Genomic DNA, 12,259 nt, shown 5'->3' with positions numbered 1-12,259 from the left:
AACAACTGCGGTTGCGAACCAACAAACGAATCAAGCTGTAGCGAAGAACAACATCAAGCCAACAGAAGATCAGAATTTATTATCACGAAATTGTAATACTAAATCATTAATAATATACAAAATCCGCCAATTGGCGGATTTTGTTTTTATATAATATAATGAAAAACTGTTTGTAGATTTTAAACATAAAAGCAACTATTATTCAAAAAAAAAGATGCCCTAAAGCATCTGTAAATTTTATAGCATCGTTTTTTAAACTTCCGCACCAACAAGTTTTGATGCACTACGATAAGTATAAGTATTAAAAATATGTCTTCTTCCAAAACGTCCTGGAGATTCTGCATTAACCATTTTTACATAAATTGGTCTTGGTACTCCAAAATATTCAAATTTACTTCCGTCTAAAAAAGTTACGTATAAAACAGTATCTTCAAAATGATAATCAGATACGTTAGAGTTGGTAATAGTGTTAGTATATTCAACTTTATCTTTTACTTGAGTTTCTGGCGCAATGCTAACTAGAAAATGATAAGCAGTAATAATAGTTTTGCTTTTTTCTTCAGCAGCCAATCTCTCAGCATCATCTTGTAACGTATCAGGATGATTGTCCTTCATAAAGTTTCTGTAGGTTGACTTTAATTCTTTTAAAGTTGTTGCTTTCGTACTTTTGTATAAAGCTCTGTATTCAATGATTTTTTTTGTACTCATAATAAATTTAATATATATACATTTTAAAAATTTAAATAAATTATAATTTATAAATAACCTAAATTTTTAATTTTTTGCAAAGGTAACAATTTATTTTACAAATAGTATTAAGATTTTGTAAAGTAAAAAAGAAACTTTGGTGGGTTAAGTTTTTAAAAAACAGTGTTTTGTAAAAAATTATAAAATTTAATAAAATATACTTGCACATATAGATAAACGTTGTATCTTTGCACTCGAAACATCGCGGGATAGAGCAGTAGGCAGCTCGTCGGGCTCATAACCCGAAGGTCACAGGTTCGAGTCCTGTTCCCGCTACTAATACAACTCATTACTTTAAAAAGTAGTGAGTTTTTTATTTTAGTTCAATTTTAAAATTATAATTTCTGAGCTCTTATTCGCCACGGCGAACTCAGGTTTGAGTCTTTTATTCTGATTCTAATCACAACTCATTATTTTAAAAAGTAGTGAATTTTTTGTTTTAGAACAATTTTATTTTCTTTAATCTTCCCAGCCACATAAAGTTAATCCTAAATCTTTTGCATCACTTATTGATTTTTTAACTATTTGGTGTTTGCAAGCATTCAATCCTCTGCAAGTTTCTTTATAATGATATTTAGTTGCGCCTTTGCTTTGGCAGATGTAAACATTTTCTGCAAAGTTTGTAAATGAAGTTATTAATATGAATAAAATAAAAATATATAGCTTTTTCATTGAATTTATTTTACTTCTAAATCATATTCGTTTCCAATTTTATCTGTTCCTTTTAATTTACCATAACCAATCCATTCTACTTCAATTTCAATTTCTTCTTTATCAGTATTTATAATTATTCCTTCACCATATTTATCTTCTACATTAATGGTTCCGTAAACTTCATTTCCATTGCTATCATTACCTAAAACATCATAATTGTATTGATAGTCGCCAGATGTTCCAGTCCTATTTTCATATTTATAGGTTGCGTCTTGATGAAAATTAGTTTGATCATCAATTGCGATAGTATGTTCTTCTTGCGGAATAAAATTCTGTGGTTTTGATGCTTCGTTGTTTTTACAACTTGAAACTACTAGTAATGCTATAAATAATTCTAATGCTCTCATTTTAATTAAATTTTATCAAATCTACAGCATTAAGAATTCTGTATTTTACGGAAAACCGTAATCAAGTCATTTTTTTATTAATTAATCGTAAATGTTGCAGTAATTGGAATGTGATCAGAAATTTTTCTTGCTTCTTTTAATGTTGAAAAATCGTTGTAAAAAGAAATTGCTTCTGACTTTAGAATTGTGACTTTTTTAGAATTATACCAAATGTTATCAAATTCTGATGCTAAACAATGATCTAGTTCACATTCTTTTTTTAATGATGTTTTTTGATTTATAAACACACTTTCATAACCCATTTTCTTTAACGGATTAAAAACGGTATGCGATTGTGGACAATTAAAATCGCCAACAAAGATTAAATTTAATGTTGGATATTGATTTGGAAGAAACTTAAAGAATTTTATTTCAGTTTCTGGTTGTTTACTTTTAGTTATGGCGTGAAAATTTACTAGCGTAAACAATTTATTATTAAAAGAAAAAGTAGCATAAAAAGGTTCTCTGTCAATTTCTAAATTGTATTTTTCTTCAAGCCATGGTTTTCCAATAAGTTTTATTTTGGCAGTTTTCCATAAAAATGCATATCGTTCTGTTTTGTAAGCACTGCTTGTGGTTGGTTCGCTAACAACATAATCCCATTTGGAACCTTTTCTGTTTAATTCTTCTGAGAGTTTTGCAATTGCTTGAGTTCCACCATAACCTGCAACTACTTCTTGAATTGCAACGACATCATAATTTTTTAATGTATTTGCAATGTAAATTAGGGTTGAATCTGATTTAGATTTCCCCAAGTTTTCTATATTCCACGATAGGAGTTTTACTTGAGATATTGTAGTTAATGAATAAAGTAGGACAAAATAAATTAAATATTTTTTCACAGAATATTTATTAGTAATGTTATAATATACAATTATTTATAATAAAATATCGCATATTGCGATATGCGATATTCTTTTTTTATTAATGAAATCATTATAATCATTTATTATAATCATAATATTTATTTTCCTTAGCCACACAAGTTTCACAAAAGCGTAATTGCCAAGTTAAAGAAATTTCGTGAATTCCTTGAGTATGTCCAAGTTTGGATGTACTAAAATCATAAGAATAACCTAAATTAAAATTCCCTAAATGAACAGATATAAATGGATTTATAGAGGTTAAAAAATGACTGTAAGTACTTTTACGTTCTGGATTAATTACTGCTGTTGCTCCAAAGCTTAAGTTTTCAAATTTTAAAGCTGTACCTATATCAAGTCTATTAAATTGAGATTGTCTCATATAATTAGCGGTTACTAGTAATTTAGTATTTTCTGGAAATAACATTGATGGTGTATTTTCAAGTTCAAAAGCATATCCACCGTGAATAGATAAAAACAAATCTAAAGGAACGTTTTTTTCGTTTAAAAAAGAAATATTTGGACGATTTAAGTGTTTAAGTGAAGCTCCAAACCATCCACTTTCGTTATCAATTATAAATCCAGCCGAAATATCAATAAAATTAATATTGTTTTTTTGATTTAAAACTCCTTGATCAATACTACTATTATTTATAGCTCCAGTAAAAGAGTTAATTTGATCTTCTAATAATAAATTTTGAAAATTATAGCTTTTTCTTCCATAACCAACTTCAATTGCTGGTCTAAAACTCCATTCATAATTAATATCAACTTTATATGAATAGGCAAAATTAACTTGTAAATAATTATATTTGGTAAACACCTCTCTCTGATTAAGAAAAGTTATTCCTAATCCTGCTTTTTCTCCAACCATTCTATTTAAAAATCCATATTCAGTGTCAATAACCCTATTACCATCTGGCCATTGTCTCCTATGAATGAGTCCTGCTCGCCAATCAAATTGAAATCCTGTAAAACCAGGATTTAAAATTTCTGGAATTAACGAATATTGTGTAAAAACTGGATCTTGTGCTTTACTTTGTAGCGTAAATAAACTTAATATTATAAATAAAACTATTCTAAATTTAATTTTCATTTTGATTTTATTTTATAAGAACGAAAGTTTGATTTTCATTAATTATTGTTCCGTAAAAAGTCTCAGCACTTACCTTAGCATAATAATTACCGTTTTCAGAATTTATATTTTTTATTTTACCATTCCATCCTATCAATACTTCTCCAGTTTCAGAATAGATTAAAGAACCCCAAGTGTCATAAATATCCAAACGAATATTTTTTAAACCTTTTGAAACTGGTCTTAATGTGTCGTTTACGCCATCATTATTGTCTGGTGTAAAAGCTGTTGGCATAACTAATAAGTATCCTTTTTCAACTTTTAATGCAAGATTCGAAACGTATATACAACCAAAATGATATGTTACAGTTTGAGTTACTAAATAATAATCATTGGGAATTAAATAAGTATGAATTGGATTTAACTCATTAGAAAATGTTCCATCTCCAAAATCCCATAAAACAGAAATATAATCTCCAGTAATAGTACTGTTAAATTGAATTGGATCAAGTATTGAATAGATGCCATAACTCGTAAAACCTATTGAATTTTGACTAAAAGTTGGATTTCCTAAAACTGGAAGTAAAACATTTAACGAATAATTTGAAGAACAACCAATTGCATCTGTAGCTGTTAAAGTGACCAAACCATTTTGAGTAGTTGTCATAATTTCATTATTTAAACCACTTACTGTTCCGCTTGACCAATTAAATTGAAAAGGTGGAACGCCACCAGAAACTTGTGCGGTAAAATTTTGAGTAACAGAATTAGTTGCACAGTTAGCAACTGTTGTTGTTGCAACAGTTACTACAATTGGAGATGGTCTAGTTATGCTATATTGAGCTGATTTTACACAACTTCTAGAATCAGTTACAGTTACAGAATAATTTCCTGCTGCAATATTTAATAAATCTTCTGTTGTTGTTCCATTATTCCATACATAATTAAAAGGTGGAGTTCCGCCAGAAACTAATAGATTTATTCCACCACTATTAGCATTGTTACAATCTAAAGCATTTGTAGTATTGGCAGATAAAACTAAAAGTTGTGGTTCTATTATTGTAAAAGTTCTAGAAATTGTGCAAGGTTTTGCATCTGTTATAATTACAGAATAAGTTCCTGCACTTAAATTATTTCTAGTTATTCCTGCTGGACTTCCATCGCTCCAAACTAAATTTACTGGTGCAATTCCACCAACAAAATTTAATACAATACTTCCATCATTGGCTCCAAAACAAGAAATATTGGTTATAACTGGATTTACATCAAACAGTGGTGGACTTGGGATATTAATAGTTGATGATTTTATACAACCAAATGTATCTGTAACTGTAATTGTATAATTTCCTGGTGCAAGATTATTTTGATTTAATCCAATTGCTAAATTGCTCCACTGAATTTGATAAGGTGCATTTCCTCCAGAAATTGTTGTATTAATTGTTGCATCATTATCGCCATAACATTCTATTGGAGTAGTGGTTGCCGTAATTATAATTTCAGTAGATTGTGTTATTGTTACTGATAAGTTTTTTGTACATCCTAAATTATCAGTTACAACCAAATTATAAGTTCCTGCAATTAATATAGTAAGATTTTGGCTAGAACTAGCATATCCATTTGCACCAGTCCAAGAATAAGTATAATTAAAAATTCCAGGCGAAGTCTCTAATGGTGTTCCGCCAGTTGTACTAATTGTAATTGCTCCTGTAGCAAAACCATAGCAATCAACATTAGTTTGACTAACAAGATTTACAGATAAAATAGGAGGTTCTGTGATAGTAAAGGTTAGTGTTTTTGGAGGACAGTTATTGTCATCAGATACAGAAACTATGTATGTTGCAGGACTTAAATTTGTGATATCCTCTGTAGTTGCAAAGTTAGTTCCGTTTTTTGTCCATACATAAAAATAAGTTCCAGTTCCACCAGTTACAGAAATTGAAATGGCTCCATTATTATTGCCAAAACAAGTTATATTATTGTTTACATCTGTTGTTAAAATCATTTCTAAAGGTTCAGTAATGGTATAATTAGTAGAAATTGGACAACCACCAGCATCAGTTATAGAAAGATTATAAAGTCCAGGAATTAGATTAGAAATAGAACTTGCATTTGAAGTAAATGAGTTTGGACCAGTCCAAAGAATTGTATAAGGTGGATTGGTAGAAAATGGAATTCCACCAGTAATATTGGTTGAAATACTTCCATTATTTATTCCATAACATGTGCTGTTTGTTACAACTGCGTTCGGATTAGTTGACGGATTTATTGTAATAGTTACGGTAAAATCTGTACCAATACAATTTCCAGATTTAGGAGTAATTGTATACGTTGCAGTTGCAGGAGAAGTAGTTGTGTTTATTAGTGTTTGACTTATAGAATTTTGCGGTATATTTTGAGATGAACTTCCAGTTATTGATTCTATTGGATTTATTGTTGGCGTTGACCAAGTGTAAGTTGTACTTGCTGGAACTATATCTGAACTAGAATTTGTTGGTGTGATAGTGAATGTTGAATTACTACAAATTGTTAAATTTTGTGATACAATCACTGGAACTTGTTCTATAGTTACTATGGCAGTATTTGATGTAATTATTTCGCAACCACCATATAATGTTGGGAAAGATATTTGACAATAATAATAAAATATTCCTGCTAATGTTGAAGGTGGATTGAATGTTGCTGTGTTTTCGTTATTAAATATTGCTCCTCCAACATTTGAATTTACAGTATTACTAAACCATTGATAGGTTGGAGTTCCAACACCATTTATATAATTTACACTTAATAAAATAGGGTTGTTACCCAAACAAACCGTACTTGAAATTGGATTATCAGAAATTGCAGGAGCAACATTTATAATTATTTCTGACGTTTGGGATGTAACATTACAGCCAATTCCGTTAGGTTGTGTAATTTCGCAGTAATAATAAATTGTACCATTATTGGTTGTAGATGGTGTGAAAATTGCATTTATTTCTCCATTTAAAATTATTCCATTTGTTGTAGAATTAATTGTATTGCTATACCATTGGTAATTATAAATCCCAATTCCGCCAGTTGCCGTTACTATTAAATTTATTGGTATTGCATTTTGACAAAGAGTTTGATTAGGAATTGGTTGAGAAATAACAATAGGATCATTTATAACATTAATTTCTGCTACATTACTTGAAATAGTTCCACAACCATTCCCAGTAAAACTAATTTTAACATAGTAATAAAAGATACCTGTAGCAGTAAAAACTGGCGGAATATAAGTTGAATTGGTTGCTCCAGAAATTAAATTTCCAGTAGAATTAGAATTTGTTGTATTGCTATACCATTGGTAACTTTCAGTTCCTGTACCATTTATAAACGTAACCGAAAGTGGTATTGCAATTGATCCTCCTATGCAAATAGTTTGATTTAATAATGGTTGATTTTCAATTGTGCTTTGTGGATTTATAGTTACTACAGCAACATCAGTAAAAATATTGGAACAACTACCAACTAAATCTGGAAATTTAATTACGCAATAATAATAAAAAATTCCTATATTATTTGATGGCGGATTAAAAGTTGAACTTGTTTCGGTTGGAATTAAATTTCCATTACTATTAGAATTGATACTATTAGAATACCACTGATAAGTTGGTGTACCAACACCATTAGAATAGGTAAATGATAATGTTGTTGCAGTACCATCTTGACATACTGTACTTGAAATTGGCTGATTTAAAATGGTTGGTGAAGTATTAATTACAATTGTTGAAGAATTACTTTTTACAGAACAAGCTATGCCAGTTTGTGTTACTTCACAATAATAATAAAAAGTTCCTACTGTATTTGTTGGCGGTGTAAAACTAGTAGAGTTTGTTCCAACAAGAGTTCCACCTGAATTTGTAGAGGTAGTAGTTTGAAACCATTGATATGAATTAGTTCCAATTCCTCCAGAAGTTGTAATTGTTAAATTAGTTGGCGTTTCGTTTTGACAAAGTGTTTGAGTTAATAAAGGTTGAGCTGTTACTAAAGGATCATCAACAACAATAACTTGTGCTATAGTACTAATTATTTCACCGCAACCATTTCCATTAAAACTTATCTTAACGTAATAATAATAAATTCCAGCTGTTAAATAAATTGGAGGTAAATAAGTATTAGAATTGGTTCCTACTTCAGTTCCATCAGATGTAGAATTAATTGAATTACTATACCATTGATAAGTTGGTGTTCCTGTTCCATTATTATAAGCAACCAATAAAGGATTTACAATAGAACCACCAACACAAACACTTTGATTTGGTATTGGTTGTAAGTTTATAGTTGGTGCAGCATTTACAGTAACAATTGCCGATTGTGAAATTGTGTTTAAGCAAGATGTTGCATTAGAATCTTGAACATTTATTAAATTATAAGTATATATTCCCAAAGCATTGGTTGGCGCATTTAATGTAACACTATTTCCAGTTAATGTTGCAATTGTTTGATTGGTTCCGCCGTTTATATTATAGGTAAAAGTATAAGGTGCATTTCCTGCAGAACCTGTAAAAGTAATTGGAGGATTTGTAGCATTTAAACAAACATCAATAGTTCCTAATATAGTTACTGTTGGACTTGGGTTGACTTTAATTGTAAAAGTTTGATTTGTTCCAGTACAATTAACGCCACCATTTGTAAAAGTTGGAGTAATTGTTACTGTAGCAATTAATGGAGTTGAACTAGTATTCGTTGCATTAAAACTTAGAATAGAACCAATACCACTTCCTGCTAAACCAATACTTGTATTAGAATTTGTCCAAGAATAAGTTGTTGTTCCTCCTGTATTATTTGTTGTAAAAACTATTGTTGGTATAGAATTTCCGTTACAAACTTCAATAGTATTAATTGTATTTACTTGACCTGATGGATTTACTGTTATCGTAAAATTTTGTGGAGTTCCTATACAATTTAAACTTCCACTTGTAAAAGTTGGTGTAACAGAAATTGTTGCAGTTACAGGTAATAAACCAGTATTTATGGCTGTAAATGATAAAATATTTCCGTTTCCAGTAGCAGGTAATCCTATACTTGGTGTATCATTTGTCCAATTATATGATATAGTTCCACCAGTAGTTGCACTAGAAAATTGTATAGTAGGTAAATTATTTCCGTTACATACATATTTGTCTATAATTGTATTTACACTAGCATTTGGCGAAACAGAAATTGTAAATTGTTTGGTTGCTCCAGAGCAAGAAGTACTTCCAACTAAATAAGTTGGGGTAACAATTATAGTAGCAACTTGTAAACTATTTCCAGTATTTATGGCTGTAAAACTTGGAATGTCTCCTGTTCCAGACATACTTAATCCAATGGAAGTATTAGAATTTGTCCAGTTATAAGATGTTGTTCCAACAGTATTTGAAGTCGAAAAATTTATAGTAGGAATTGTACTTCCATTACATACAGAAATGGTATTAGGTTGATTTACTTGTGCCGATGGATTTATTGTTATCGTAAACGTTTTAGGTGTTCCAATACAACTTATATTTCCTAAAGAATAAGTTGGAGTAACTGTAATTGTTGCTACCAAAATAGACGTAGAAGTATTAGTTGCTGTAAAATTTAGATTTCCGTTTCCGCTTGAAGGTAATCCTATTGCAGGTGTATTATTTGTCCAATTATAAGTTGTTGTGCCAGTACCACTATTAGATGTTGAAAAATTTGTAGTAACGTTATCACCATTACATTTTGGTAAATCTGAGGGTTGATTTACTTGTCCTGTTGGATTTACTGTGATTATAAATGTTTTTGAAACGCCATTACATACAGTACTTCCTCCAGAAAATGAAGGTGTAACTGTGATAGTTGCAGTAATTGGGTTGCTAGTTGTATTTGTTGCTGTAAAACTTGGAAGATTTCCGTTTCCTGATGCTGCAAGTCCAATGGAAGTATTAGAATTTGTCCAAGAAAATGTAGTTCCAGTTGGATTAGTTGTTGTAAAATTTATAGCATTTGTTGTTGTGTTATTACAAAATGATATCGGTGGCGGTTGATTTACTTGTGCTGCTGGATTTACATTAATAACATAATTTACCATTGCACCAGTACATGTTTCAATTTTTGGAGTAATAACATAAGTAACCGTTCCAACAGAGGTATTACTTGTTGAAATAGTTTGAACTGGAATTGTATTGGTGCCAGAAGTAAAAAAACCTGTTACACCTGTTGTAGCTGTAGCAGTCCAAGTAAAAGTAGCATTTGATGGATTTGCAGTTAAATTTACAAGAGTTGTTGCTGTGCCAGAACATATTGTTTGGCTTAAACTAGAATTTGTAATTGTAGGTGATTCGTTTACTGTAAAACTTTGCGTTGCCGTATTTGATGCGCCACATTCGTTTGTAACGATTAAAGAAACTTGAAACGTTCCAGTTGTTGAGTAGTTAATTGTTCCAGGATTTAATGTATTTGCGGTACTTGGATTTCCACTTGGAAAACTCCAAGCATAAGTTAACGCATTTGATGGTTGCACACATGCAGGAACATTCGCAATAGGATTTATAGTTGCCGTTCCACAAGAATTATTTATTGGTGCAATAGAAACTGTTGGAGGTTTTTTTACTGTTACGGTTTGCATTGTATTAAAACTACCGCAAGAATTGGTTACCGTTAATTTAATTGCATAATTACCTGCTTCTGTAAAATTATAGGTTGCATTTGCAGAAGTTTGATTTGGAATTGGAGCTATTGCTGTGCCACAATTTGCAGCAGTGTAAGTAACTTGCCAATTATAGGTTGGCGTTGTGCACGAATTTGTTACAACTGTATTATTTGTTGCAGTTATTGCTAAAGGTGTACAACCAGAAGTTGTGTTTAATGTGAATTGTGGAGTTAATGGTGGTTCTATGCAGATGGTTTTAATTATACTTTTTATATCACAACTATTTCCAATATAAAGAGTTATCGAATAAGTTCCAATAGTATTGAAATTAATTGTTGGAGCATTTACACCGTTACTCCAGCTATCTATATCAGTTGCATTTCCTCCATTGTTACCTAATCCACTTGCCGACCAACCAGTTGCTGGCGAAATTGTCCAATAAAGCGAAGGCGGAGAGATACAACCACTTTGACCTATTATTGAGCCAGGATTTGATGTGTTTAAAATATTTATTGTAGAATTTATACAACCAGGATTTGGTGAAATTGAAAAGTTTGGAGTTGGTGGAGTACTTATTATTATTGGACCTACTGTGGTTAATGCTGGAGGAAAACAAGGATTAGTAATAGTCATAGATGCAACAAATGAGTTAGGTATTGAACCTGTCCCAGTTGGGTTATTACCACAAGATGAAGTAGTGTAAGTATGTGATACAGATGATGGTGCATTTGGATGAATATAAGTTATTGATTGACCATCACCAAAATCTATAATATATTGTGTGCCCGGAACATTTTCAGATGGAGCAATTATTGGAAAAATAATTGTTTTAGGACTACAACCTGAAAGATTACCAGGATTTCCAAGTGATCCTGATGGAGTATTTCCGACAAATATTCCATAATTTTTTGAATATATACAGCCCTGATTAGTTGTTAAAGATATAATTAATGTGTAAAAACCTTGATTATAAGTGTGTGTTAAATTTGAAGTAAAATTTGGGAGATTTACTATTGGACTTGAATCACCCCAATTTAAAGTATAAGAAGTAACTTGATTCTGATTTAAAGTTTGATTTACTATGTTTATTACTCCTGTTATACTATTTATGCATCTTGTAAAATACGTTAAATTTTGAAAAATTGCGGTATTTGTTGTTCCATTAGCACCTAAAACAGGTTCTATTTTTGGATAAACTGTAACGCTAATTGGCATTGAAGTTGAAATACATCCATTAGAATTTGTTACAGATACACTATAATTGCCACTATTAATTGCTGAATAATTTGCAGATGTTGCATTTGGAATAGTAACACCATTTAAATTCCATTGATAAGTTAAACTAGAATTATTAGATGTTGAAATTAAAACATTATTTCCTTCACAAAAAGTTGTAACGCCATTAGTTGTAATTGTTGGTTGAGTTGGAAGTGCATTTATAATTACTGTGGCAGAACCAGTTTGAGTTTGAGTTCCAGAAGTGTCTTGAACACTAACCAAACTATAAACAAAAGTACCAGAAACAGAACTATTTATATTAACTGTAACAGAACTATTACTTCCAATTGAAGAAATTATTGGTTGAGTCATTCCATTTATTGAATAAGTAAAAGTATAAGGCGCAGTTCCGCCAGCACCAGTAAATGTAATTACTGGATTAGCAGCATTTTGACAAACAGTTGTACCTCCAGTTATAGTGGCTGTTGGAAGTAACACATCATTTGAAAATGCCAATGCGCAATAAAAAAGTAGTGCAATTATTAAATATAGTTGTTTCATTATATATGCAATTTATTTTAATTTAAAGAATTCAAAAATACCTTGTTAAATTTTCTTAATTATACGTATTTGTTAA

General features: G+C 30.5%; 6 protein-coding genes and 1 tRNA gene. 1 reads left to right on the top strand and 6 read right to left on the bottom strand.

Going from position 1 to position 12,259, the window contains the following annotated elements; genetic code table 11:
- Positions 1-252 precede the first annotated feature (252 nt).
- Positions 253-708 (bottom strand): KTSC domain-containing protein, encoded by a 456-nt coding sequence (locus ACH2BC_RS14680; protein ID WP_395054961.1) that lies wholly within the window; start codon positions 706-708, stop codon positions 253-255.
- Positions 709-950: 242 nt separating this feature from the next.
- Between ACH2BC_RS14680 and ACH2BC_RS14675 the strand changes: the two genes are divergently transcribed.
- A tRNA-Met gene (locus tag ACH2BC_RS14675) sits at positions 951-1,023 on the top strand.
- A gap of 183 nt (positions 1,024-1,206) precedes the next feature.
- On the opposite strand, the gene ACH2BC_RS14670 is transcribed toward ACH2BC_RS14675, so the two are convergent.
- The 5 genes from ACH2BC_RS14670 to ACH2BC_RS14650 all read right to left on the bottom strand — a co-directional run bounded on the left by ACH2BC_RS14670 (position 1,207) and on the right by ACH2BC_RS14650 (position 12,183).
- Positions 1,207-1,419: a hypothetical protein gene (locus tag ACH2BC_RS14670; RefSeq protein ID WP_395054959.1), complete on the bottom strand. Its 213-nt coding sequence runs from the start codon at positions 1,417-1,419 to the stop codon at positions 1,207-1,209.
- 5 nt (positions 1,420-1,424) lie between these two features.
- Positions 1,425-1,808 carry a hypothetical protein gene (locus ACH2BC_RS14665; RefSeq protein WP_395054957.1) on the bottom strand — a complete coding sequence of 128 codons (384 nt, stop codon included), beginning with the start codon at positions 1,806-1,808 and terminating at the stop codon, positions 1,425-1,427.
- Between the two features lie 77 nt (positions 1,809-1,885).
- A complete protein-coding gene (locus tag ACH2BC_RS14660; protein ID WP_395054955.1) occupies positions 1,886-2,689 on the bottom strand; it encodes an endonuclease/exonuclease/phosphatase family protein in 804 nt (267 codons plus the stop codon).
- Between the two features lie 100 nt (positions 2,690-2,789).
- On the bottom strand, positions 2,790-3,806 hold the full coding sequence (locus tag ACH2BC_RS14655; protein ID WP_395054954.1) for a PorP/SprF family type IX secretion system membrane protein: 1,017 nt from the start codon (positions 3,804-3,806) through the stop codon (positions 2,790-2,792).
- A gap of 7 nt (positions 3,807-3,813) precedes the next feature.
- Positions 3,814-12,183: a PKD domain-containing protein gene (locus tag ACH2BC_RS14650; RefSeq protein WP_395054952.1), complete on the bottom strand. Its 8,370-nt coding sequence runs from the start codon at positions 12,181-12,183 to the stop codon at positions 3,814-3,816.
- Positions 12,184-12,259 lie beyond the last annotated feature (76 nt).

Origin of the sequence: Flavobacterium sp., from assembly GCF_043760115.1 — a bacterium.
Lineage (GTDB): Bacteria > Bacteroidota > Bacteroidia > Flavobacteriales > Flavobacteriaceae > Flavobacterium.
This window is presented reverse-complemented; position numbering and strand designations above follow the sequence as displayed.

What these genes read in the sequence shown, in the direction of transcription:
- ACH2BC_RS14680 (WP_395054961.1), bottom strand. Translation starts at nt 708, where the DNA reads ATGAGTACAAAAAAAATCATTGAATACAGAGCTTTATACAAAAGTACG.
- ACH2BC_RS14670 (WP_395054959.1), bottom strand. Translation starts at nt 1,419, where the DNA reads ATGAAAAAGCTATATATTTTTATTTTATTCATATTAATAACTTCATTT.
- ACH2BC_RS14665 (WP_395054957.1), bottom strand. Translation starts at nt 1,808, where the DNA reads ATGAGAGCATTAGAATTATTTATAGCATTACTAGTAGTTTCAAGTTGT.
- ACH2BC_RS14655 (WP_395054954.1), bottom strand. Translation starts at nt 3,806, where the DNA reads ATGAAAATTAAATTTAGAATAGTTTTATTTATAATATTAAGTTTATTT.
- ACH2BC_RS14650 (WP_395054952.1), bottom strand. Translation starts at nt 12,183, where the DNA reads ATGAAACAACTATATTTAATAATTGCACTACTTTTTTATTGCGCATTG.